The organism is Paraflavitalea sp. (assembly GCF_059502485.1).
The window spans coordinates 1,159,376-1,184,636 of sequence record NZ_JCACET010000011.1 but is presented as its reverse complement, the minus strand read 5'-3'; the positions used below and the strand labels follow the sequence as shown (position 1 = coordinate 1,184,636).

General features: G+C 47.7%; 16 protein-coding genes. 9 read left to right on the top strand and 7 right to left on the bottom strand.

Features of this window, described 5'->3' with window-relative positions; translation table 11 throughout:
- The first annotated feature begins 12 nt into the window (after window positions 1-12).
- The 4 genes from AC5JBY_RS32445 (at window position 13) to AC5JBY_RS32430 (ending at window position 3,500) form a co-directional block, all read left to right on the top strand.
- The gene (locus AC5JBY_RS32445) at window positions 13-921 is read left to right on the top strand and encodes a DnaJ C-terminal domain-containing protein (protein WP_495908870.1); all 909 of its coding nucleotides are present in this window, start codon (window positions 13-15) and stop codon (window positions 919-921) included.
- 4 nt (window positions 922-925) lie between these two features.
- Entirely contained in the window at window positions 926-1,222 is a 297-nt protein-coding gene (gene trxA, locus AC5JBY_RS32440) for a thioredoxin (protein ID WP_495908869.1), read from the top strand.
- A 48-nt stretch (window positions 1,223-1,270) separates the two neighbouring features.
- Entirely contained in the window at window positions 1,271-2,053 is a 783-nt protein-coding gene (locus tag AC5JBY_RS32435; protein WP_495908868.1) for an RMD1 family protein, read from the top strand.
- A 103-nt stretch (window positions 2,054-2,156) separates the two neighbouring features.
- Complete coding sequence (locus tag AC5JBY_RS32430) at window positions 2,157-3,500, top strand: ComEC/Rec2 family competence protein (RefSeq protein ID WP_495908867.1); 1,344 nt, start codon at window positions 2,157-2,159, stop codon at window positions 3,498-3,500.
- Between the two features lie 410 nt (window positions 3,501-3,910).
- On the opposite strand, the gene AC5JBY_RS32425 is transcribed toward AC5JBY_RS32430, so the two are convergent.
- Complete coding sequence (locus AC5JBY_RS32425; RefSeq protein ID WP_495908866.1) at window positions 3,911-5,122, bottom strand: SGNH/GDSL hydrolase family protein; 1,212 nt, start codon at window positions 5,120-5,122, stop codon at window positions 3,911-3,913.
- 336 nt (window positions 5,123-5,458) lie between these two features.
- Complete coding sequence (ppsA, locus tag AC5JBY_RS32420; RefSeq protein WP_495908865.1) at window positions 5,459-7,894, bottom strand: phosphoenolpyruvate synthase; 2,436 nt, start codon at window positions 7,892-7,894, stop codon at window positions 5,459-5,461.
- Window positions 7,895-7,952: 58 nt separating this feature from the next.
- Here ppsA and AC5JBY_RS32415 point away from each other — a divergent pair, with 58 nt between their 5' ends.
- Window positions 7,953-8,075, top strand: coding sequence for a hypothetical protein (locus tag AC5JBY_RS32415; protein WP_495908864.1), 123 nt, complete (start codon window positions 7,953-7,955; stop codon window positions 8,073-8,075).
- A 137-nt stretch (window positions 8,076-8,212) separates the two neighbouring features.
- Complete coding sequence (locus tag AC5JBY_RS32410; RefSeq protein ID WP_495908863.1) at window positions 8,213-9,091, top strand: AraC family transcriptional regulator; 879 nt, start codon at window positions 8,213-8,215, stop codon at window positions 9,089-9,091.
- An 8-nt stretch (window positions 9,092-9,099) separates the two neighbouring features.
- Here AC5JBY_RS32410 and AC5JBY_RS32405 read toward each other — a convergent pair whose 3' ends face one another.
- Window positions 9,100-10,029 carry a hypothetical protein gene (locus tag AC5JBY_RS32405; protein WP_495908862.1) on the bottom strand — a complete coding sequence of 310 codons (930 nt, stop codon included), beginning with the start codon at window positions 10,027-10,029 and terminating at the stop codon, window positions 9,100-9,102.
- Window positions 10,030-10,194: 165 nt separating this feature from the next.
- On the opposite strand from AC5JBY_RS32405, the gene AC5JBY_RS32400 reads away from it, so the two are divergent.
- The 3 genes from AC5JBY_RS32400 to AC5JBY_RS32390 all read left to right on the top strand — a co-directional run bounded on the left by AC5JBY_RS32400 (window position 10,195) and on the right by AC5JBY_RS32390 (window position 14,839).
- Window positions 10,195-10,611, top strand: coding sequence for a hypothetical protein (locus AC5JBY_RS32400; RefSeq protein ID WP_495908861.1), 417 nt, complete (start codon window positions 10,195-10,197; stop codon window positions 10,609-10,611).
- Window positions 10,612-10,807: 196 nt separating this feature from the next.
- Window positions 10,808-13,144, top strand: coding sequence for a TonB-dependent receptor (locus AC5JBY_RS32395; protein WP_495908860.1), 2,337 nt, complete (start codon window positions 10,808-10,810; stop codon window positions 13,142-13,144).
- Between the two features lie 3 nt (window positions 13,145-13,147).
- Complete coding sequence (locus AC5JBY_RS32390) at window positions 13,148-14,839, top strand: PepSY domain-containing protein (protein WP_495908859.1); 1,692 nt, start codon at window positions 13,148-13,150, stop codon at window positions 14,837-14,839.
- Between the two features lie 177 nt (window positions 14,840-15,016).
- Here AC5JBY_RS32390 and AC5JBY_RS32385 read toward each other — a convergent pair whose 3' ends face one another.
- The 4 genes from AC5JBY_RS32385 to AC5JBY_RS32370 all read right to left on the bottom strand — a co-directional run bounded on the left by AC5JBY_RS32385 (window position 15,017) and on the right by AC5JBY_RS32370 (window position 25,255).
- Window positions 15,017-20,617 (bottom strand): T9SS type A sorting domain-containing protein, encoded by a 5,601-nt coding sequence (locus AC5JBY_RS32385; protein WP_495908858.1) that lies wholly within the window; start codon window positions 20,615-20,617, stop codon window positions 15,017-15,019.
- A 112-nt stretch (window positions 20,618-20,729) separates the two neighbouring features.
- On the bottom strand, window positions 20,730-24,017 hold the full coding sequence (locus AC5JBY_RS32380; protein ID WP_495908857.1) for a CHAT domain-containing protein: 3,288 nt from the start codon (window positions 24,015-24,017) through the stop codon (window positions 20,730-20,732).
- Window positions 23,959-24,711 (bottom strand): hypothetical protein, encoded by a 753-nt coding sequence (locus AC5JBY_RS32375; protein ID WP_495908856.1) that lies wholly within the window; start codon window positions 24,709-24,711, stop codon window positions 23,959-23,961. Before AC5JBY_RS32375 ends, AC5JBY_RS32380 begins: the two co-directional genes overlap by 59 nt.
- A complete protein-coding gene (locus AC5JBY_RS32370) occupies window positions 24,698-25,255 on the bottom strand; it encodes an RNA polymerase sigma factor (RefSeq protein WP_495908855.1) in 558 nt (185 codons plus the stop codon). The genes AC5JBY_RS32375 and AC5JBY_RS32370 overlap by 14 nt, the downstream gene beginning before the upstream one ends.
- Window positions 25,256-25,261: the final 6 nt, after the last annotated feature.

The following is a 25,261-nucleotide window of genomic DNA, read 5'->3' as shown; positions in this document are numbered from 1 at the left end:
CAAATAACAACAGTGGCTAAAGACTATTATTCAATACTGGGAGTAAAGAAACAAGCAACAGACGAAGAGATCAAAAAAGCTTTTCGCAAGCTGGCTGTCAAATACCACCCCGATAAGAACGCAGGCAATAAAGAAGCAGAAGAAAAGTTCAAAGAGATCAACGAAGCCTATGAAGTATTAGGCGACCCGGAGAAACGAAAGAAATACGATCAGTACGGCGCCAACTGGAACCAGTTCAATGGAGCAGGGCAGGGGCCACACCAATACAACAATGCGGGCGGCCAATACTACCAATACGAAGGCGATCCCAATCAGTTCTTTGGACAGGGCGAAGACTTCTCCAACATCTTTGGTGAATTCTTCAACAGGACAGGCTCCTCAGGAGGAAAGCGTGGAAGCCGCAAACGCAAAGGCCAGGACTACCAGTCAGAAATGACGATTAGCATGGAAGAGGCATTTCATGGAACGGCACGCGTTGTTACCCTGCACGAACAGAAAGTGCGCATCACCCTCAAGCCCGGCGCTTACAGTGGACTGATGATCAGGTTGGCAGGCAAAGGCGCACCCGGTGCAAATGGCGGACAGGCCGGAGATTTGTATATAACCATACAGGTATTGCCACATGCAGTATATAGGCGCGAAGGTGATCACATCAGGCAAACGGTGCCGGTTGACCTGTTTACTGCCGTGTTGGGCGGCGAACAGGAAGTCAACACATTATCCGGTACATTGAAGATCAAAATACCGACCGGCACACAAAACGGTAAGCTCCTCCGCATCAGGGGAAAAGGAATGCCGGTATACAATAAGCCAGAACAGACCGGCGACCTGCTGTTGGAAATACAGGTATTGATACCAGAACAACTGACGCCGGAACAGCAAGAGCTATTCAGGCAATTGCAATCAACATTTAATCAGTAAAACTATGGAACCATTTAATCAACTCATACAGTCGGAAACACCGGTATTGGTCGATTTTTATGCCGACTGGTGTGGACCCTGCAAAGCAATGAGCCCGGTTATCCAGGAAGTAGCCAAAGAAGTGAGCGGCAAAGCTCGAATAATAAAGATCAATATTGATAAGAACACGCAGGCCGCACAAGCCTACGGCGTATCGGCTGTGCCTACCTTTATAATCTTCAAAGAAGGCAAAATACTATGGCGCCATCCCGGTATGATCGATAAGCGAAGCTTGCTCAATGTGATCATGCAACACACTTAACACGCCATTCCCCAATAATATGTACTTTAGTAGTGACATTGTTGAATTATGCAAATCACTGCAATAGGATATCATTTAGGAGAACGGCTAGACCTTAAACTAATTAAGAACAGTCTTGCCTTTCATTGCGTTTATGCCGACCCCACCGAACTGATCTACGAAACAAGCCAATACTCCTGGTTTCAGGTATTCGACTATGGAAGCGTGGTTTTCTTCGGCATAGAAAAGACAGTACAAACAGATATTATCGGTTCCATCCGTAAAATATTGGCGTTGGCCGTAAACGAATTGGAAAGCGAGCAGATCAATATAGAAATAGTCCCCGACTCGCCCACAAAAGCCCTCTTCGATAAGGTCATCGTTAACCACATCAATGTAGATGTAGCCAAGATCATTATGCTGAATGTGGCCCAGTCGGTAGCGCTGGACTATTACATCGAGCAAACCAATATCCTGTTGGAGCAGACGGCCTTCTTCAGCGATGAGTTGGAACACAAAGGACGGTTCTCGATCAAAGGCAAGCGGCTGCTGAAATACATTGGGAAAGCGCTTAACCTGAAAAACAGGATTGCCCGCAACCTATATATATTCGATAGTCCCGATATCACTTGGGAAGACCAATACCTCAACGAGCTGAATGCCCAGCTCAACCTTGAGCTGGATATCAGGATACGCTACCGTAGCCTGCAGGAAAGTCTCGACATCATCCAGGAAAACCTCGAAATTTACAAAGACATCAATCAGCACTCACATAGCTCTACACTGGAATGGATCATTATCATCCTAATCGCAGTAGAGATCGTGAACCTTTTTGTGGAGCGGATATTCTGATGTCACACTGAGCGCACTATGTCACACTGAGCCTGTCGAAGTGTGTAATATGAAATCATTGTTAAGTCGCCTGTAAGCAAAGCAGATCACCCAATACAAAGATATGTTTGCCGATATGTTACCTGTAAAACAAGCGACCCGCTATTGCCTGTTGGGCATTTCCTTATTGATGGCACTGTCCAATAGTCTGCAGGCACAAACCACTATAAATATTGCCATACCCGGCAAACCACTGCCGGCCTGGAAAGAAGGCTACCTCGATCTGCATCACATCAACACGGGTAGAGGCAATGCTTCCTATTATATTTTGCCCGATGGCACTACGATCTTGTTTGATGCAGGTGAAATGGACCCTACGAATCCAAGAACAACTTCCAAACGCAATACGGTATTACGTCCAAATGAAAGCCGGCAACCCTATGAGTGGATTGCTCGCTACATTCAACAGGTAGCACCAGCCATCAGGAAGGCCACGATCGATTATGCAGTGATATCCCACTTTCACGACGATCACTTTGGAAGCTGGTACCCGGCAGCGCCACTGTCGGCAGATAAAAGCTATGCATTGACAGGCATCACAGGCGTGGGCGGCATGGTGCCTGTACGTAACCTGCTGATACGCGACACTACTTATCCGGTACCAATGTCAACATTGTTGGCACGGTATGCAGGAGGCGAAACCCATTTTATAAAGACATGGCAAAACCTACAACAGTACATGCAAACCGAAAAGCGGCAGCATGGCATGCAGGTCCAATCACTGAAAGCCGGTTCCCGAACACAAATAGCCATGCAGTACAAGCCTGCACAGTTCCCCGGCTGTTATGTACAGAATGTAAAATCGAATGGCTGGATATGGACAGGAAAAGACAGCACAGTAATACAACACTTCCCAGCCGTTGATCCCGCCAATAGTAAAACATGGCCGGATGAGAACAGCCTGAGCAATGTGCTCACGATAAACTATGGCCCCTTTGTTTATTATACAGGTGGCGATTGCGGAGGCAATGTGTTCTTAGGCGATGCTGCCTGGCGTGATGTGGAAACACCGGTAGCAAAAGCTGTCGGACAGGTGGAAGTAGCTACGATGGATCACCACGGCAACCGTGATGCGGTCAACGAATTCCAGATCAGAACCTTTCAGCCACAAGTATGGGTACAGCAGGTATGGACGGCCGATCACCCGGGCCATGAAGTACTTATCCGCGTCACCTCTCCATACCTATACACAGCAAAGCGCGATCTCTTCGCCACCAACATGATGGAGCCCACCAAACTGGTTATCGGACCATTGATCGACAGAGCTTACGCCAGCCAGCAGGGGCATATTGTAGTACGTGTATTACCCGGCGGTAAAAGCTATTATGTAATTACGCTGGACGATAGCCGGGAAGATATGCCCGTTACGAAAGTGGTTGGCCCATATACAAGTCGTCAGCGCCAGTAATAAAACTAATCATACCGCTTATAGACACCTGATAATCTTTTTCGAATACCCGAAAAAGGTCATCGGTAAAAAGTGCCATACAAGAAGTAGAAAGTGCAAGCCCTGCACAATATGTCTACGTTATTTTTGTGCCCGTCTATGGCAAAGAAGCAGATACCCAATTATTCTATAAGAACTATCCGCGAATACGAGCATGTTCCGGATTCAATCATAGCTTACCGCTTAAATCAATATCTGAAGACGAGGACGTATCTGTTTCCGTCCATAGGCAGTCATACTACAAGATTCATTCAATTCCCCTTTTGTTATTCTAAGTGTTTGTCAGCATCTGTGAGGAGGTGCTAATGTTGGTTGGAGAGCCAACAACCACACCCGGGAGGGAAGGTAAGTTTACCTTCTTTTCCCGGTTTTTATTTGCGACCGTCGTTAGTTAGAAAGTGCACAATGCGGCAGGCATGCCCATTGCTTTTTTCATTCTTCTTATCAGCTATTTTTAGTTGTAATTGATGCTTTCCTTCGGTTAGCTCACTACTGAATAATATATACCAGGGTAAGTGAAGCGATCGGCTCCATTGAGTAAAGAGGTCGATCTCTTTAAACGGTCCATTGTCGATAGAATAAGAAACAACCCCGGCATCGCTGCCCGACACGATAGCCATGCCAATGGCAGAGCCTTTAAACGACAAATTAAGCGTGGCTCCGGGTACAGTAGCCTCCAGCATAGGGCGGTTCACAAAACCAGGCCGGGTCTTAAGACCATCAGTAGGTGTCCAGCTGGGATTTAGTTGCCAATTGCTGTCAGTACGGGCATGCTTAATAGGATAATATCTTCCTTTCTCTATAACATAAAGATCCAGCGCATTGGGCAGCGCGTGTCTTTGCTTTGCGATCGAATCCTGTGCTGCCTGGGCAAAACAACGTTGCAGCAACTCCTTGATACTGGCAAAATACAATTGCTGACCAAAAGGAGAGGGATGTAGGTCTTTAAAATCTTTCTCCCACGAAAACTCACCATGTCGCATCCGGTCATGCACCTCTTTAGCGAGGTTGATAGAAGGAAGCGCATACTGAGCAGCCACCATTTCATGATTCACGATCTCTGCCGGAGTATGGTTATTGTCGTAATCTTTAGTTTTATCAGGATCGGCAAACGACATGATAATAATGTTCATGCTGGGATTGGAACGCAGTGCATGACGTACAATGCCATCCAGCGTACGCACCTGCGTAATACTGTCCGTGCCGTTTACCCGGTCGTTCACCGCCGTTTCAAGAAACAATAGATCGATTTTTCCGGAATCCAATACATCCTGTTGCAGACGGAACACATGCGGCAGGCTGCCAAGTGAAGGTATACCCGCGCTGATGGAGCGGAAACGACAGGTCGGATAGCTTTGCCGCAGGAAAGAATCTACTTTATTCCTCCAGCCCGGGTTGTGCGTAATAGAACCACCAAGGTAAGCAACGGTGAGCTGCTGACGTTGGGTGATGGTTGCGTAACTATTCTTTAACCCATTCCTTACATTGATAAAATTGTCATAGGGGAGAGACGCCGTTTCCTGTGCCAGGCAGGCGAACAGGAAAGCACAATGAACAAACAACAAAGCAATAAACCGGTACATGCAAACTATTTAGAAGTTGCAATCTATCCGATCCGGGTGGTAAGTCAATAACTTTTACTGGCGATTCTATCAGCTATTTTAACTTGAACGAATAATAGCTCATTTCGAACGGAACCCTCCCTTTTTTGTCATTTCGAACGGAGCGATAGCGAAGTGAGAAATCTGCTATCGAAGCAAGCGCTCTGGCCGTGTACCGAATTGCCCGGCCCTTTAGGGCCGGGTTAAAAGATTGTGCACCTTCTTGGGCTTTAGCCCAATAGTGAGTCCCGCCCTCCTTGGGCGGGACTGCTTAAGGTCTCTCCACTCACTCCTTATTTTGGTTTCTCCGTAACTAAACTAAGCTATTAATACTTTTAACTGCTGTTCTATATGATAAATAGCTTTCACTGTCTTGTAATAAGAATCTGGCGTAACAGAGATCGAATCAATACCCATCTCCACCAGGAACTGTGCAAAGTCCGGGAAATCGGAAGGTCCCTGCCCGCAAATACCTACAGGGATATTAGCCTCCCTGGCCGCATGAATAAGCATCCTGATCATAGACTTGACAGCCTCATTGCGCTCGTCATAAATATGAGCCACCAATGAAGAGTCACGATCGAGGCCCAGCACGAGCTGTGTAAGGTCGTTGGAGCCGATCGAGAATCCATCCACATGACGGGCAAACTCCCTTGCCATGATGATGTTCGAAGGCAACTCGGCCATGAGCGTCACTTGCAAACCATCTACACCACGCTCCAGTCCACCTTCCTTCATGGCATCATATACTTGGTTCAGCTCTGTTACGGTACGGCAGAATGGGATCATTACGACAATATTCTTCAGCCCCATCTTTTCACGGGCATGCTTGATAGCCCTGCATTCCAATAAGAATGCTTCTTTGTATTGAGGAGAGTAATACCGGGATGCACCCCGCCAGCCGATCATGGGATTCTCTTCAGACGGCTCAAAATGACAGCCACCCAGCAGGTTGTAATACTCATTACTCTTGAAGTCTGAAAAACGTACCAGCACTTTGTTAGGATAGAATGCAGAAGCTATTTTAGAGATACCCTGCGATAACTTCTGCACAAAGAAATCTTCTTCATCCTTGTAGCCCCGCGTAATATCTTCTATGGCAGCTGTGAGCTTGGCATCGTTCAGTCGGCGATGATGCAACAACGCCAGGGGGTGAACCTTAATATAATTGTTGATAATGAACTCCTCCCGCGCCAACCCTACACCTTTGCTGGGAAGACTGGCAAAACGAAAAGCCATGTCAGGGGAAGCTACATTGAGCAATACAGGCGTCTCTACCTCCGGAAAATCGCTTTGGTCAAACGATACGGTCTCGAAAGGAATAATACCTGCATAGATTAATCCTGTTTCACCTTCAGCACAGGAAGCAGTAACAAGCTGTCCTTCCTGTAATAGCTGTGTAGCATTCCCACAACCAACAATAGCAGGCACGCCCATTTCGCGCGCCACAATAGCGGCGTGACAGGTGCGCCCTCCTTTATTGGTAATGATAGCCGCTGCCTTTTTCATGATGGGCTCCCAGTCGGGGTCAGTCATATCAGTTACCAGCACATCGCCTTGCTCAAATTGAAGTGCATGTAGATTTTGTGTATCCATGGAGTCCAATATCCTCACTTTGCCACTGGCAATTTTATCACCTACAGCAATACCCTTGGCGAGTATTTTTTCTGCCCTGTCTGCATCCTGTATGCTGTATTCAGTAAAAGTACCTGCCCGCTTACGGGAGTGGATCGTTTCAGGACGGGCCTGTACGATGTACAACTCCTTTGATAGACCATCAACAGCCCATTCCACATCCATGGGGCACCAACGTTGGTGAAGCGTGGAATAATATTTTTCAATGTCCATGACCCATTTGCTGAGCAGCAATACGATATGGTCCGGAATACAGAAGTTATTCTTTTCGTACGGGCTGGTGTTTACAACGGCCACCCGCTCTCCAGGTTCATCACCATAGACCATCTTTTTGTCTTTGGTGCCCAGCTTCTTTTCAATGATAGACTGAAACCCTTTTTGCAAAGCAGGCTTAAATACAATGAACTCATCTGGCGACACGGTGCCCTGCACGACGAGCTCTCCCAGTCCAAAAGCACCATTGATTACGATGGCATCTTTGAATCCACTTTCAGTATCTAATGAGAAAGCTACGCCGGAAGCCCCAAGGTCAGACCGCACCATTTTCTGCACACATACCGATAAACCAATCTTAAAATGGTCATATCCAAAACTTTGCCGGTAGCTGATGGCCCTGTCCGTAAAGAGAGAGGCAAAACAACGCTTTACGGAGTCCAGCAACTGATCAATGCCTTTCACATTGAGGTAAGTGTCCTGTTGTCCGGCAAAAGAAGCGTCGGGCAGGTCTTCGGCTGTCGCAGACGAACGCACCGCTACATCGGTAATGACCTGTTTGTACTGCTCAGACAATTCATCATACGCATCACTGATCTGGTCGATCATTTCAGGAGGAAATGGACTACGGGTAATAAGCTGCCTGATAGCTGCGCCGCCTTGTTGCAGAGAAGTAATATCATCCACCTTGATAGACTCCATGATCTGCTGTATCCGCTCTTCCAGCTTGTTGAAGCGGATAAACTTGGTGTAGCCAGCTACGGTGATGATAAAACCCTGAGGGATCTTTACACCCAGTGGAGTAAGATGCTGCAGCATTTCTCCGAGAGAAGCATTTTTTCCGCCTACCAGGTCGATGTCCTTAATGCCTGCCTGGTTGAGCGCCATGATGATACGACTTGACATGTGTTTTTGTTTTTCCGGTGAATAGTAAGCAATAGATTTCCTGGCCCATATTATTTCAATGAGTCAAATAGATAATAACCAATGGACTATTGGGATTGATAAAGAAAAGCAAAAAGCAGGCAAAGTGTTTGCGATACACATAGGAGCCCTGCTCATTGGCCGCAATCATAGAGGCCTGTAACTTGATCGTGAAGACAAAAGTATAAGCATTTACTAAAACTACTTACCACGCTATTACCTATTTTTTGTACTATCTTACCATCAGAACCATACCTTAGTGTATATTTTATACCATGAAAGTATTAAAATCGATTTAGCATGAAGGCGCATTTAATGAAGATTCACCTGGAAGCAGAACATTCCTTTAGTGTGCGCCATGCTATATTGCCGCATTTTTACAATCACTGGCATTATCATCCCGAACTGGAACTGGTACATTTTATAAAAGGCTATGGCCGACAATTCATTGGTGACCATATCCACCACTTCAAGGCCAATGATATGATTCTGTTGGGTTCCAACTTGCCCCACTGGTTCAGGAGCGATGAAAAATACCTGCGTAAGAACTCCACATTACAGGTAGAAGCGATCGTGGTACATTTTACGCCGGAATGTCTGGGCGCAGACTTCTTTAAATTACCGGAGAACAAAGACGTATTGAGATTATTCGATAAGGCCCAGCAGGCTGTGCGTATCAAAAACCAGACGAGGATAGCGGTAGCCGGATATATGCAGCAATTGGTAACGGCCCGTAAAGGCGAACGCCTTATTTTACTGATGCAGATACTGCATGCAATCGCCGGCTCACGGCAAACCAAAACAGTGTGTAGTAAAGGATTGGATTTCCAGTACAACGAAATGGAAGCCGATCGCATGAACAATATATACCAGCATATTATGAAGAACTTCTCCCGCGAGATCACGCTGGAGCAGATCGCTAAAGTGGCACACATTAGTCCCAACTCGTTTTGCCGCTACTTCAAGTCTCGTATTAAAAAGACTTTCTCCCAGTTCCTCATGGAAGTGCGGATAGGGCATGCCTGTAAGCTGCTGGCCGAAACCCAGAAAAGCATTGCAGAAGTATGTTACGAGAGCGGCTTCAACAACTTCTCCAACTTCAATCGCCACTTCAAGGCAATCACTGGTAAAACACCGATGGCCCACCGCAAACATTACCAGGTAAATGAAGTAAGCTAAGCGATTGATTATTCCAGTAGGTTCAGCATGGATACAAAGTCATCTGGTGGCATTAGTTTTAATGAACGGTCAGTCAGTTCATAAGGCAATAATTGAAAAGAGTTCTGATAATACCAGTATAGTTTCGGGCTGATGGAGCCCGGCCCTTGTTCATACATATAATTGGTGAGCGGGATAAAATGATTGACCGCCTTGGCAACCTGCATATCTTCAATAGGATAGAATAGAGCACAATGCCTGTGTGGAATACTTATCAGCGACCCGTATGTCCCTGTGAGCGATGGATGTTGTTGTAATTCCAGTAAAATATTGGGCACAAAGAAATGATCCCCCTCAGTCATGAAAATATCAAATCCTTCCAATCGATGACTGGATATTTCAGTTTTATAATTGGACCTTATATTTGAAATGCCTATCTCGAAAAGCTCATCCTCCGATTTGTTCCAAAGGACACTCTGTTCAGGCTTTACATTTGACACACTATGCGGAAAATCGAAGACCAGCATGGCGATAATGCCATCCATTATATTTCTTGTAATAACAATGTCATCGCCTATACTACTGATATATTCCTTGTTGTAGAGCCTTACCCCAAGAAACGGGCTCACATAATTAAAATCGTGTGCATGAGCTTCAAACTCACGGCCGAACTTATCAATCTGCTTGAAAGAGTCAAAGTGTGTAGTGATCAGTTTCTTCCATTCATTGGCAGGAGCCTGTTTACATTGTTGAGCAATGTTATTTAAACCATGACTAGTTTTTTCCTTGTATTCATTCTCAATAGCAAAAGCAGCTTCTTCATAATCACGTTCTACGTCCTTTCCCTTTAAATAGCCCTCGAGGTGAGATATGAATCTGTTATATTCTTCCTGGCTAAAGAAGGAAGCCCATTCGGGAACCGGTAATAATGGCTTTTTACGCTTAAAAAAGGAGAACACGGCTTATGTGTTTAATAATGTAATGATCGTTAAGTCCTCAATATAGAGCAGGAAGTTAATAACACCAAGTCCTGGAATAGGCCACTTTGGTTTAACGTCGTTGGTAGTCAGTAGTTCAAGACACAGAATGCATGATGCTGTACTCAAAAAAATCCCCGGTATTGGTTGTTCTTATTTCAACCTTCGCGCCTTACTTTTGCACAAATTTCACAATTGAAGCAGGCAGGCGCCATATTATTGCTGGTGATCGTAATGGCACAAACCTTCAGCAAATGCTGGCTGGTGGTGAGCTTTGCCATCAACCAGCGTACCATTGCCGCTACCTTGTGTGAGAACCGAGCAAAGCCCAACTCCGATTGTCACGGTAAATGTTACCTGCGCAAGCAAATGACCGCCCAGGACAAGCAGGAGAGCACTCCCATGAATGGCGGTAAAGAAAAATTCGAAGTATTCCTGTTCAACGAAGTTGCAGAAGAAGCACATCTTGAACTATCTATAGAAATATCCACTCGTTTCCCCGCTTATGCAGCACATATCATCCAACAAGACGTTGCTGCCATTTTTCATCCTCCACGAGCGTAATAATCCCGTAGTGTAACCTGCATGTACGTTATCTCCTTGCTTACCGGTGAGCAAAGTGGGTGACGTAGAGCAATCTGACTTCGATTCATCCTTAGATTTTTCCACTTCATACACCCTCCTGTTGAAGTGGCCCGTTGTTCCATGCACTTTTGCGATGGCAAAGGTGGCAAATACTTCATGCCAAAACCGGACGATAATGAAAAGTGTTATTAAATACCTTATCACGCTTTGCAGCGTATTATTTATACAACAGGCAGTAGCCCAATCAGGCAAGTGCCGCGGAAAAGTAATTGACGGCATTACCAAAGAACCCATTGCACATGCCGCTGTACAGATCAAGGCAGCTAAACTGGGTGCTTTTACAAATAATAATGGCGAGTTTGAATTACAACTGCCCGATGGTCAACAACAACTCACAGTCACTTCTGTCGGCTATCAACCCGTTAACCTGCAAGTCGATCGATCACAAACTGAATTGATCATCACCTTGCAGGTCAACAACAGCACCATGCAGGAAGTGGTGATCACTGCCAACAGAGATGTGGCCCGGCGTTCACAGGCGCCCATCGCCATCAATACGCTGACGGCTAAAACCATACAGGATACCAGGCCCATCACGGCAGACCAGGTACTGAATAAAGTAAGTGGCGTATACATGGTAAACCTGGGCAACGAGCAACACTCCATGAGCATTCGCCAGCCCATGACTACCAAGAGTCTGTTCCTCTACCTCGAAGATGGGATTCCCATCCGCACAACCGGCTTGTTCAACCACAATGCTTTGCTTGAAATGAATATGGCTGCCGTGCGAAATATCGAAGTCATCAAAGGCCCTTCTTCTTCCCTCTATGGCAGCGAAGCCATTGGAGGCGTAGTGAATTTCATTACCTTGGCGCCTACGGCTCTGCCTTCTCTTAAGCTGTCTGTACAAGGCAATGATATAGGTTATAAAAGAGCCGAGATACAAACTGGCTTCACCAGTGGCAAGTGGGGCGTAAGCGTGAACGGCTATTATGCCGATAAACGAAACAGCTATATCGAGTACAGCGATTTTCATAAAGGCATTATCAGCGCGCGTGTCGATTACCGCTTTAGTGATAAGACCCTGTTGACGAATACCATCACCTGGATGGATTACTACAGCGATATGCCCGGTGGCATCGACAGTACCAAATTTGCCAATAAATCATTCCTCAATCCGCAAACCTTTACCTACCGTTCAGTAGATGCCCTGCGCTACCGTTCCACACTCCAACACACCTGGAACGACAACAGCAGGAGCAGTGTGTCGTTCCTGTACCGCGATAACACGATCGGGCAAAATCCCTCTTACTCCGTAAAAGACGATTACCGTCGCCAGGGCAACAGTTGGGTGGGGAAGAAAGACCTGGCACATGGAGAGATCAATGCAGCCTCATTCAATAGCTATGTACTCATAGCCCAACACAAACAACAGTTTGCCTGGAAAGAGGCAGCTATCGTTGGCGGCGTAAGCGCTGACATCAGCCCTTCTACATACCGAGCAGATTATATCCGTATAAAGAAGGACTCTGTCAGTGGCAAATACCTCAGCTATGAGCCAAAGGACAGTGTGCTCACGCATTATAGTAACAACATCAACAACTATGCGGCATTTGTGAATGTCGAATTGTCGCCGGTAGAAAAACTACGGGTAGTAGCTTCTTTACGTTATGATCTTTTTCGATACAAGTTCGACAACCATTTAAAGCCTTCCGCTTTTAGTGGCTCGCCCGATACCACCAATCATTTCAGTGCCTTAAGCCCGAAAGTAGGATTCACCTACAACTTCAGCCGCACAGCCGGCATCTATGCCAACTACAGCCAGGGCTTTGTGCCGCCACAAGTCACAGAAATGTACCGCGGCGTAAAAGTGCCCGACCTGAAGTCATCTACTTTTTACAATTACGAAGCTGGTGGATGGCTCACCCTCCTGAAAGGTAAATTGAGCGCTGATGTAAGCCTGTATTATCTCGAAGGAACAAATGAAGTAGTTTCTGTAAAACTGGATGATGGCTCTACAGAAAATCGCAATGCAGGCAAAACCCTGCATAAAGGCATAGAGCTGGGCGTGAATGCTATACCTGTTAAAGACGTGACCTTTCGTTTTAGTGGTGCTTACAGTCGCCATGAGTTCACCAACTTCAACGAGAAAGGCGTAAAATATGATGGCAACGAAATGAACGGTGCCCCCAATTGGATTTACAATACAGAACTGTGGTACCGTCCTTCTTTTGTAAAAGGCTTAAGAGTAGGAGTGGAGTGGCAGCACGTAGGCAGCTACTGGCTCGATCCGGTGAATACAGTTAAATATCCTGGTTTCAACGTGGTGCATTTGCGTGTAGGTTACCAATGGAAAGCAGTGGAAGTATGGGTAAACACCATCAACCTGGGCGATAGTTACTATGCCTATACTGCCAGCAAAAGCAGCTTCGGCTATAGTTATAATCCGGCCGAGCCTCGCAACTTCAACGTAGGACTGTCTTACGATTTTGGTCACCTCTTCAAAAAATAACCCATGACCCTCCGAAAATATATCCGCCGGAACATGTACCGGTCGCACCGTATAGTGAGCCTTATCATAGCTCTCCCCGTACTACTGTGGGCTGTCAGTGGATTCATGCATCCGCTGATGACCAACATCCGCCCGCAGGTAGCTACGCAAAAGTTGACAGCGCCTGTCATTGACACAGCAAAGATTAAAGTATCCCTGGCGCAGGCACTGCAAAAGAATAAGGTGGATTCATTCAGCCGCTTCAGGTTGGTAGCCATTAATGGCAACTGGTTTTACCAGGTGAAACTGCCGTGCAATCCTGTGTTGAAATATTACAGCACGGATAGAGGAAAGTTGCTGCCCGATGGTGACGAACTATATGCCCGCTACCTGGCCAAACAATTCCTCGAAGGAGACGAACAGGCTGCGGCAGATGCGAAGGCCAGTAAGATGCTCGCATCACTTAAGCCCGAACCCTTGCCCGATGGCAGTACGACTCCCGCGGCAGAAGCATTGAGCGGTGATCATGATTGTTGTACCAACACGATGTTCACGATCATGAATGTCACCAAGGGGGTAAAAGTTACTACAGTAGACCTCGTCGAACAATTCGATAGCGAATACAAATATGTGAACCGTTACCTGCCTGCTTACAAAGTAAGTTTTGACCGGGCAGACGGCATTCGTATTTATGTAGAGACCGCGCAGGACCGGTTTGCTTTTGCAGTAGACGACCGGCGTGCTGCTTTCGATACCTTCTTTTCCTGGTTTCATACTCTGGGATGGTTGGACTTCATGGGGAAAGGAAAGCATGTTGTAGAGATACTGATCATGCTAATGGCGATGTTCACCACAATCATGGGTCTGTACATGTTCTTCACCACGAAGACAAAGAAGGCAAACGGCAACTCTACAGTTCGTGCCCGCCGCATACACCGCTACACTTCACTCACCGCTTCTTTATTTACCCTGCTATTTACATTCAGTGGTGCCTTTCATGCATTTGAAAAACTAAATACAGATACCCGCGCTATTACTGCAGCCGATAATCGTTTTGCTACAGAACAGGCTGCGCCCGACTGGCAAAAAATATATGCAGCAGCCGGCGAAGATAAAATGATCACGAATATCTCATTGGTGAAAATGAATAGCGGTGAATACTGGCAGGTGTTTCATAAAAGCGCTAAACCCTCGACAGCGAAATCAACCCCTGCGGGTAGTAAGGACCTGATGAAGAACATGAGCGTGCCACCTCCCAATACATTGTACATATCAGCAACCGATTATAAGTTGCTTGCAGGTGGCGAAGAACAATACGCACGTTACCTGGGCTCCCTGTTCAGCGGGCGACAAGCTGATAAAATTCTCAACACAACGGTCATCACCAAATTTGTGGATGAATACGGCTTTGTAAATAAGCGTTTGCCGGTTTGGAAAGTAGGCTATGCAGAGAACAGTAAGGAGAGATACTATGTGGAAACGGGTACGGGTCAACTGGCTACAGTAGTAAACGATAAAGACCTCGCAGAAGGGTACAGCTTTGCTCTCTTTCATAAACACCATTTCATGGACTGGGGCGGCAAACTCACCCGCGACATCAGCACTATGTTCTGGGCTTTGATGCAAGTATTTATGATAGCTGTGGGCCTGTGGTTTTGGTGGAAAACCAAAAAGAAGGTGAGCCAGCCCCAAAGAGCGACCCACCTCCGAACGTAAACCACCGTGTTTATTATGCAGACTACGGATTAGAGCTTTCAGAAAGGTGAGCCGTTCAGCAGAACGACCCACCAGAGAACCCTGATATAAACGGGATTGAGTAATACCAGGTAAATCTGGGTGGGTCGCCCTCAAAACTTGTCCCGCTCTGCGGGAGTGCGGCTCACCCGGATTACGTTATTTAGCGATTACCAACTTCTTCGTCACTTTCAATCCATTGCTACCCTTAGCTGTTACGAAGTAAAGACCATTGGGTAGGTGAGCGAGTTGTCTGCTTACTTTCAGCAAACCATTTGCTTTACCATTATACAGCACGCTCATTTGCTGACCGGCAGCAGAGTGAACAGTAATAGTTACCTGTTGTTCCTGTTCTACCAGCAATTCCATATTTACCAGGCCGTTGGTTGGCACGGGATATATGGTAAGTGAGCCAGGCTGTCTGCCCGCACCTTCAGGCAATTTCACGACTGCTTCACCAAGAGCATTCTTCTTATCCCTGTTACCAGCCTTGTCCTGCGCTTCCACATAGAAACGGTAAGACTTGCCGGCTTCACCCTGAAGCATCACCTTGGTAGCATTACCACCCGGCACATTGGCCCAGGGACCATTATCAGTAGATACATACACATTATAATAATCCACGCCCGATCCGGCATCGTAAGCACTGTACTCCAACACTACCAGGGTATCCTCATAGATTTTGGCACTGATATGACTCACCGGTTTTACCGCGTCGATCGTGTTCTGCCATGTATTGGTAAGAATAGGTTCGTTGGTGTCGAACACGATGGAAGCGCGGGAACGGAGCTGTGTACCATCCGCCAGGCCCTTCTTTGGTGCGATGGTGTAGGATACACTACCCTCACCGGAAGGAGCATCTGTATTCGGAGGCAGGAAGCCGTCGAAGTCGGGCAGGTCGCCGGTTTGCGGATCGATAGCAGTAAATAGCCAGAACACGATGCCTGTTGTTGTGTCCAGCGATGCATTGATACGCACCTTCATGTTGATATGAGGCAACAGGCTTTTTTCAATCATGAACTGCTTCCGGCCTTTAGGTACCGTGAACTGATGTTTGCCGACTGTTACAGAGCCAAACTCAAAGGAAGACAGATCAAACTTGGTACGATCGATGGTATCGATGATCCGCACGATCTGTGCATCCGCTTTGGCAGTGTCCACATTCTCGAAGGTGATCAGGAATGGCTGCCTGTCGTTTGAGTTGATATAGCGCGCTGCCTTAAAACCATTGGGGCCATAGATCGCATTAGGGTCATAAGAAGTACGCGTTTCTGAATCTTTCTCGCGAGGGTCAGTGATATCCTCTTCTTTGTCCAGCAACTCCCTTAATTTATCTGCCTGCTCCTTATGTTCGGGACAGTTCTCTTCAATGTATTTGATGAGTAGTTCAATTTCCTGTACGCCATTCTTAAGATGCTTGGCGCCTTTCAGCCCGGCTTCCAGGAACTCCAGTTTGCGCAGGTCATCGATACTCATTTGTCCGCTTTTAAAAGCTTCCTCCCACAGGCGTGCTTCCTCATCTTTCATGCGAATGCGGTTCTTCCGTTGTGCCTTGCTTTGGTATTTTTTCGGTCTTACTGCCAATTCATCAAATTTGGTTTTATGATTCAGCGCAGCCTGGTTGCTGGCATGTAGCTTCTCGGTGATGTCTGTCGATCTCTTTTTGATCAAAGCACCTGCGCCGATATCGATTGCCTGATCGAAAGCGATCTCTGCCAACTGCTGCTGGGCAAATTCATCAGCTTCCAGGCCCTGCTTATAATAGTCGCTGTACTCACTTTCAGTAAGGTCGTCGGCGCCATAATACCAGGCCCAGAAACGGTGCGCTGCTACCTTGCTGCCAACATCGATATGTTTTTGCGTCACCTTCAGCGTTTTCACGGCCACCTGTGCCGGTATCTTGGTAGCCGGGGGCACCTTTAGCTCATCCACAGCAATGTCCAGCGTATTGATCGCCAGCTCTACTGCCTGTGGACTGGTGAACACCGTTTGTATGTTGAACGTTTCACAGGAGCCAAACTGGTTGGGCTTTACAGTATATGTGTAGAACTTATGGTGGGCGGAACTGTCCGATTTCATACGGAAGGGTAGCTCAATAGTGGAGCCTGGCGGAACAACCGGTACGGTGAAATAACGTACATAACCATTATAAGGCTCCATCAGGAAGGTATCGATAGGCGTAGTAGTGTTGATGTCATATACCCAGCTCAGCTTGCTGTTAGGTGTCTTCACTACTTCGCCATCATCCAGCGTTACAGATGCAAAACCGTTAGGGTCGGGCCGGTATTCTTTACCAAGCCATTCTATCTGCGCCGATTTAGGCCATATCATCGCTACAATCACGCCACGCGCCACTGTGTTGCCCCGGTTACCTACCACGAGATTGAAGTTGCTGGTGCGGCCAGTCCTGAAAATGCCGGGGCCTGTTACCTCCGACCAGGTTTCTGGATAGATCATGGCGCTGATCTTAAACGCTTTGGTATACACTATGGCCGCTTCGTTGGGAAACTTGACTTCAAGGTCATATTCGCCTGGTTTGGCAAAATGCAGATCGAATAAAATACCCAGTTGGTTGCCCTTGGGGTTCGTATACTTCTCGATGGTGTTCAATGTTTCACTGCCATTCTTCAGGGTCACGGTAGTATTGGCATCCAGCCCGCCACCGAAGATGGTCATGCTGAGATCCCCGCCTGCACCGCTTTCTGTTGGGGTGAAAGATTCGATGCCGGAAATGGTAAGCGACTTCTTAGCCGTATCGCTGAAGTTGCAGGTTGCATTGGTGGCGATCAGTTGTATGTCATAAAAACCGGGCTTCAGCTGTTGCAAAGGATGCGTCACCGTGCTGGTCTGGTTGTTGAACTTCCACAGCAGCTTGTTGCTGTTCCTGCTTTCATTCATAAACCCAAACTCGTTACCCGTTCTCGTATAACTGAACGCTGCGATAGGACGGTTGTCGTACACTTCGAAACGTACACTATAAGTAAATGACCGGCTGCTGCCCTGATACAGGCTTATGTAAAGACTGTCGGTGCTGTTACAATTCACTTCGATGGTGTCGCGCACAATGCCACCCACGGCTACTGACGCACCAACAGCACTTTTAGCTGTCAGTTGACGGCGGTTCCTGTCATAGGCCCATAATCCAAAAGAACCATCTGAGCCCCCCGTATGCACACCCTCTATATACACCTTCACGGAGCTTTTAGCGGGCACGGCTATTTTGTAATAATCATAGCGGTCTACACCGGCAGCACTGTTGTATCCTAATAACCCTTTGGCAGTATCGCTGTGCTTGATTGATAATGCTTCTTCAAAAGTATTATTAGGCTCCCTGTCGCCAGTGAGCGCTCCCGGCATCTCATAACGTAACTTATAACTATAAGACCGGCTGCTGCCCTGGTACACAAGTAGGTAAATACTGTCAGCAGCGCGCGATGGTATCAGCACGGTATCGCGTACGATATCGCCTTGCTTGGCGGTGTTGCTCCCAACAGCTGCCAGGTAACTGATCTGCCGCCTGCTCTTATCATACGCATAGAAAGAAAAAGAACCATTGGCGCCACCTGTATGTACCCCTTCAAGGTATACAGTAACGGTGCCATCAGCAGGCAGCAGCGTCTTGTAATAATCATAACGATCGGTCACGTTATCTGCTTCGTAACCAAGGTGGCCGCTTGCTGTTGTGTGGTGATCCAATGCCAGCGCCTGCACAAACTCACCATTAGGCTCTCGGTCATTGTCACTTTGGTCCAGCACTTCATACCGCATCTTGTAACTGTAAGATCGGGTGCTGCCTTGGTACACGTATAAGTATATGGTGTCTGCCTGACGGGAAGTGATACGAACTGTGTCCCGTACGGTTTCGCCTTGTTTGGTGGAGGTACTGCCTGCACTGGCGAGGTAACCGATCTGCCTTCCACTTTTATCCAGCGCATAAAAAGAAAAAGAACCATTGTAGCCGCCTGTATGTACGCCTTCGAGATATACGGTAACGGTGCCATCGGCTGGCATCACGGCCTTATAATAATCATACCGGTCAGTCACATTATCTGCTTCATATCCAAGATGCCCCTGTACCGTAGCATTATAGTTGATGGGAATCGCATCGGCACGCACATTGTTAGGCTCCGGATCATTGGCACTCTTGTCAGTCATTTCATACCGCATCTTGTAACTGTAAGAGCGGGAGCTACCTTGGTAAAGGTATAGGTATACGGTATCAGCCTGCCTGGAAGTAATGCGTACGGTATCACGCACAGTGCCCCCATATTGAGTATCATTGCTACCCACATTGGCGAGATAGCCGATCTGCCTTCCGCTTTTATCAAGTGCATAAAAAGAAAAAGAACCTGCATAACGGCCAGTGTGCATGCCTTCAAGGTATACAGTAATGGTGCCATCGGCTGGCAACGCGGTCTTGTAATAATCGTAACGGTCGGTTATATTATCCGCTTCATATCCAAGATGGCCGGAAACCGTTTCCTGCTCTTTGAGCGGCACCGCCTGCGCCATGGTATTATTTAGTTCCGGGTCGTTGGTGCTTTGATCAGTAATTTCATAACTCATCTTGTAACTATAGGAGCGGGAACTGCCCTGGAATACCAGCAGGTATATCGTATCTGCCTGCAGCGAAGTAATACGAACAGTATCGCGTACGATGTCGCCTGGCTTTGCTGTGGTATTGCCTACACTGGCGAGGTAGCCGATCTGTCGCTGACTTTTGTCATATGCATAAAAAGAAAAGGAGCCATCATAGCCACCAGTGTGCACACCCTCAAGATACACAACCAGCGTACCATCGGCCTGCAGACTGGTCTTATAATAATCATACCGGTCGGTAACATTGTTGGCTTCCTGTCCCAGTTGGCCTTGCATGGTCTCTCCCATGTTGAATGCACCTGCCTGTGCAAACGTATTGTTGGGCTCAGGATCATTGGGGTTACGATCAGTTACTGTATAACTTACTTTGTAACTGTAAGAACGGGTGCTGCCCTGGTACAAAAGGATATAAACACTATCGACGCTACGTGAGTATACACTGAGAGAATCGCGCACGGTTTGCCCCTCGATAGTAGATGTGCTGCCCGCATTAGCCTTGTAGCCGATTTGCCGCCCGGCTTTATCGTATACATACAATGAAAAAGAACCCGCGTAGCCGCCGGTGTGTACCCCTTCCGCATACACCTTGATAGTACCATCTGCCGGCAACAATGTTTTATAATAATCATACCGGTCCGTCACATTATCTGCTTCGTAACCAAGGTGCCCTGCATAACTTTTGTCATGCTCCATCGGTGTGGCATTACTGAAGTGCCCGTTGGGTTCCGGGTCATTGGCGCTCTGATCCAATACCGCATACTTCAATTTATAATTGTAAGTACGGCTGCTGCCCTCATAGATCAGCAGGTAAATACTGTCGGCAGCCCGGGAGGTAATGCGCACCGTGTCGCGTACGAGATCACCTGCCTTCGCCGCGCTGCTGCCAACGGAAGCATCGTATCCGATCTGCCGCCCGCTTTTATCATAAGCATAAAAAGAAAAAGAACCATTAGCGCCACCCATATGGGTGCCTTCAAGGTAAACAGTCACGGTCCCATCGGCCGGTAACAATGTTTTGTAATACACGTAGCGTGCTGCGGGACTTACGGAGCCTGTCTGCTCCGATCCTGCGGAAATAGGCAGCGCGGTACTGAAATTGGCCTGCGCCATCAATAATACCGGACATAATACCGGTAAGAGGAGGAGTAAAATTCTTCTCATACAAGTTGGTGGTTAAATAAGTAGAAATGCAGGATAGAGGCGGCAGATCTTAGAATATAGGGCTGTCTATATCCCTATATCAATCAACTTGCAGGAAGGTGAACAGGAATTGTTAACTTTTTTTGGAACGCAGGCGGCGGACCCATATCAGGCCGCCAATGACCAATAGGGCGGCAACCGGGATGGCAATCCATAACCAGGTAGAGGAGGAGTGGGCCAAAGGCGCATCGTCGCCGATAAGTGTCATGCCGGCCCAGAAATAAGGGTGATTTAACTCCGGAGGCGCTTTTTGCAGGTACTCCAGTTTGGCTGCCCGTAGCGCCTCGCTTTTGGACGCACCGCTGGCCAGGTGTTTATAAAACAGCGTAATGATCTCTGCACTTGACTTTTCATCGATCTTCCACAGGCTCATGACCACCGAGGGACAGCCGGCATACATAAAGCTATGGGCCAGGGAAATAACACCTTCCCCCTGGTTCCAGGCACCGGTGCCTGTTTCGCAGGCAGTCAGCACCGCCAGCTCCGCCCGCAATTCCATGCCATATATTTCATAAGCATGCAGATAACCATCTTCGCTGTCGGTAGAGTCTTCAGCCGGAGGTTTGGCCAGGAAGAACCTCGACTGCAGCGGCGATCCATTATTGATCTCCGCGTGTGTGCCGAGATGCAGAATATTATACCGGTTGGCCGCCTCCTTGAAAGTACTTTCCATCGCATGAGGTCCGGTAAAAAGATCAGTGCTTACATAGCGTCCTATCTGTTGGGCCGCATTCAACGCAAAAGGCTGGCGCAGCAGCGACAGATAATGCTGGTCGGCCAGCAAGCTATCCTTGATATCCTTGCGGTAAGCAGCTTTCATCTCATCCGTAAACACAGGAGTCAGCAACAAAGCCTTGTCTGCTGTTTGCCTGCCCGCAGCTTTATATTGCAGGGCGCTCGTCGCAGAAAGTTGGTAAGCAATATTATAACGTTGTATGAGGTAAGGTAACTTGTTGAATGCCGCTACAGCCGCATCCGATACCAGCAGCTCGAAATTCAAATAATACAGATCGGCATCGGGTACGATCAACAATTTATCCGACAGCAACAGCGGCACAGCTGGTGCAACGAGCGCGTCATACAGCCGGTAAGCAGGCGCCACAAAAGCGGCCGGTTGAAGGTTATATAATTGTTGCAATGTCTTCACATCCTCCAGCGTCTTCCGGGGCAGGCGCTTCATAACGAGGTTGCGCGCATTCAGTACAAACAGGAATACATAGTCGTCGGTAACAGTATACTGTAACAACGTTTGCTTTTCATTCAACAACTGCTGCCGTATCTCATCAATGGAAAAAGGCTTCACGCGGTACTTCAACTGCGTAGCTGCATTTCCTGATTGTAATAAACTGTCCTGGAAACGGTAATACGATTCCATGGTGCCCGTAAGCAGCGAAAGCAGAGAGTCGTTATTGCTGCCGGCATCGAGGTATTGCGCATTGAGCTGACTGATACGTTTGCGCAATTGCAGGTCTTTATTAGCCATTACATCCTTTGACCCACGTGCGCCATCAACCAATAGGTTATTGGCTGCCAGGCGTAGCAACAACGCTTTACTGTTCTCGCTGAAACCAAAAGCCTTTTCCAGCAAAGCCGGTTTGTTTTCTTGTTGATACAATACCCAGCAGGCCTCGATGGCTGTATTATAAATGTATTTATGGTTAGAGGCCAGTTGCAGTAGGGATGCCTGCGTTCGCAGGGCCGGCAGGCTTTTTTCCAGGTAAGCACTGTAATCATCTGCCAATTGTAGGATGTTCATTAGCCGGGCACTATTGCCATCCTTTTTATACAGTGCCTGTTCAATCGCCGTGCGATGCTGTATATAACGCAGGATAAAATGACTCACTGGCAGTTTTTGAAGCCAGTTACCGGCAGGGAAGGAGCGGAGCTGCAACAGCTCCAGGAAAGTACTATCCGAATAACGCATGGCCTCGGACAACTGATTGGCATCGAGATAAGCTTCACAGATCTTATCAAACTGACCCGCGATCACCACATTCCCCTTGTTGTACCAGCCGCGATAATTGTCGAGCCCCTCCTGCAGCAGGGGTAAACCTTCTGGAAGGCGTTTCATTTTTGCATAAGCCTGCCCCAGCGTAGTTTTATTACTTTGTGTGCGCCTGCTATTGGTGATGCCGGCCTTGGCCTCATGTTGCAGCGCTTGCTGATAGTAGCGCGCTGCCGTTTCAAATTGGCCACGGTCATAAAAAAGATCACCATACTGCGTTTCTATATAAGCAAGGTCAACGGGATCGTTGGGTATTTGTTGCTGCGCAATCTTGTAAGCCCTGGCAAACAAACTATCAGCTTCATCGAAATCCTTCATCACCCGCTTGATATTGGCCACATGACTTAGCGGGCGCAGCATGCCATAACCATCGGCGCCGTAATTCTTTTCATGCAGGCGTCGGCCTTTATCATAATACTCATGCGCCAGCTGCATCTCGCCCATTGCTTCATACAGCCTACCCATATTGTTGTAGCCAATCGCCAATAAGTTGGGATTCTTGTTTTTCAGGTACACCTGTTGAATGATGCGCACCATCTCCTGGCGGTGGTGTAGTGCCTCATCCATACGCAACATGCTCTCATAGATGGAGCCAAGGTCGTTGTGCGCCAAAGCGCGATTCGCATGAACAGCCGGCAGGTGTTTGTCCGCCAGCCGGTACATCTCCAGGCCATACCGTTCCGCTTCACGAAAATTACCGGCATCGTGCGCCAGGTACATCAACGTTTGGTACACGCTGATAAGCATGCGCGAGTCTTTACCCTGTAACCTTTCGATAGCTTGTTGGGCTTTTTCGCCATACAGTATACCATTGGCAAAATCCTGCAGTTCGAGATACATCCAGGATATATCGGTATACAAAGCAATATAGAATTCATTGGGCGCAGCATTGGCAGGTATGTGTTCAAGTCCTCGTAGCAGGTATTGCTTTCCTTCCTGCGCCTGCGCATTATTCACGAGTATCTGGCCCTTCTTGTCCAGCGCCGCAACAATAGCAGTACTATACTGCGGAAGTTGTTTGGTGAGCGTAAGAGCAGTATCTATGAAGGCGAGTCCTTGCGCGGTGCCTTGTTCACGCCAGGCCATATCTCCTTTGTGCACATAGGCCAGCGCAAGACTGTCGGTTTGTTTGTTGTTGCTGAAATAGCGGATAGCCTGCTGTATATACCACACAGCACTGTCGGTCTTCAATGCCTTGTAAGCATCGCGCGAGCGTTGGTAGTAGTCAGATTGAGCAGCCAGCGGTGAAGCAGCTGCCAGTAAGAAAAGCAGGATGATCAGCCCACGCATGGTACAGCTATTTACCGGGTTGTCGCAAAGCTGGTTCAGCCAGCAATTGCTTCGCCCGTTCATCATTGGGTAATTGGGTTAGCCAGTGGACAGCTTCCGTACGATTGTCCGCTTTGAGATAGGATAAGGCGAGATACCAGGTCGCTTTGTCTTTCCACACACTGGTATTATTGTTGGCCACCGGCAGCAGATATTGATTGGCTTCCGGTAATGCATTGTTATTAAGATGAGCTACACCGATGAAATATTGCAGTGTATCAGTAAACCCTTTTTTATTGCCCAGCTTTGTCCACATAGCAGCAGCCTCTTTATACTTCCCTTCTTTATAACTGACCATGCCATCATAAAACGAATAAGCGTCGGTGCTGCTCATGGCTACGGGCAGCCCGGGATCGGCATGAAAGTATTGCGTATACAGGTCCTGAGAGTTTATTTCAGATTTGCGCAGCCACCACGTTGTCCCAATAGCTATGATCAATACGGCAGCAGCGGCATACCACCATTGCCTGTTGAGCCTGCGCACGCGCGCAGGTGTAGCAGGAGGTGTAACAGCGTCAGCAGCTGGCTGCTCCGCAAGAAAACTGCCAGCTTCCACCGAAGCCATCAGCTTGCGTTGCAAGGCCACTTCATTACGCAATTGCGCATCATTGGCCATGGCCTGTACGAAAGCCTGCCGTTGAGCAGTGTCCATGCGCTCAAGCAGGTAACTCTCAATCTGCTCAAACATTTCCTGGCTAATATGGTCCTTATAATCCGCCATTCGCTTTATTTTGTTCGAGGTACAACTTCCTGAGTTGCATCATACAACGGTATTTGATCGTTTTCACACTATCCTCGGTATTGTTGATCTCAGTGGCTATCTGCGCCAGTGACTTCCTTCTATAATAAAATAGTCCCAAAACCTGCCTGCATTTATCACCCAGCTGGGCAAAGCAATCTTTCAGTAACCTGCCTTGCTCCAGTTGTTCTGCCACAGCCTGCGGATCGAAGCCGGGCTGCTCGAGGTCCTCCAGATTATCCTGGTAGTTGGTGCGCGTACGACTGGTCGATTTCAGGTGATTGAGCCATTTGTGTTTGCAGATCTGCCGCAGATAAGCGTTGAATTGCGTGCTGTTGCCGGTGAAGCGACCCTCCCGCAGATTGGTCCAGGCAGCATATACGCTATCCTGGAAAACATCCTGCGCATCGGCCACATTGCCCGAATTTTGCTGTACATATTGCAGCAACCATGGATAGTTTGCTGCGTACACACTATGTAATAACTCGTCAGGATTGGCGCCGGATCGGTCGAATGAGATTTCCAAATGAAT

What these genes read in the sequence shown, in the direction of transcription:
- trxA (WP_495908869.1), top strand. Translation starts at nt 926, where the DNA reads ATGGAACCATTTAATCAACTCATACAGTCGGAAACACCGGTATTGGTC.
- AC5JBY_RS32435 (WP_495908868.1), top strand. Translation starts at nt 1,271, where the DNA reads ATGCAAATCACTGCAATAGGATATCATTTAGGAGAACGGCTAGACCTT.
- AC5JBY_RS32430 (WP_495908867.1), top strand. Translation starts at nt 2,157, where the DNA reads ATGTTTGCCGATATGTTACCTGTAAAACAAGCGACCCGCTATTGCCTG.
- AC5JBY_RS32425 (WP_495908866.1), bottom strand. Translation starts at nt 5,122, where the DNA reads ATGTACCGGTTTATTGCTTTGTTGTTTGTTCATTGTGCTTTCCTGTTC.
- ppsA (WP_495908865.1), bottom strand. Translation starts at nt 7,894, where the DNA reads ATGTCAAGTCGTATCATCATGGCGCTCAACCAGGCAGGCATTAAGGAC.
- AC5JBY_RS32415 (WP_495908864.1), top strand. Translation starts at nt 7,953, where the DNA reads ATGAGTCAAATAGATAATAACCAATGGACTATTGGGATTGATAAAGAA.
- AC5JBY_RS32410 (WP_495908863.1), top strand. Translation starts at nt 8,213, where the DNA reads ATGAAGGCGCATTTAATGAAGATTCACCTGGAAGCAGAACATTCCTTT.
- AC5JBY_RS32395 (WP_495908860.1), top strand. Translation starts at nt 10,808, where the DNA reads ATGAAAAGTGTTATTAAATACCTTATCACGCTTTGCAGCGTATTATTT.
- AC5JBY_RS32390 (WP_495908859.1), top strand. Translation starts at nt 13,148, where the DNA reads ATGACCCTCCGAAAATATATCCGCCGGAACATGTACCGGTCGCACCGT.
- AC5JBY_RS32385 (WP_495908858.1), bottom strand. Translation starts at nt 20,617, where the DNA reads ATGAGAAGAATTTTACTCCTCCTCTTACCGGTATTATGTCCGGTATTA.
- AC5JBY_RS32380 (WP_495908857.1), bottom strand. Translation starts at nt 24,017, where the DNA reads ATGATGAACGGGCGAAGCAATTGCTGGCTGAACCAGCTTTGCGACAAC.
- AC5JBY_RS32375 (WP_495908856.1), bottom strand. Translation starts at nt 24,711, where the DNA reads ATGGCGGATTATAAGGACCATATTAGCCAGGAAATGTTTGAGCAGATT.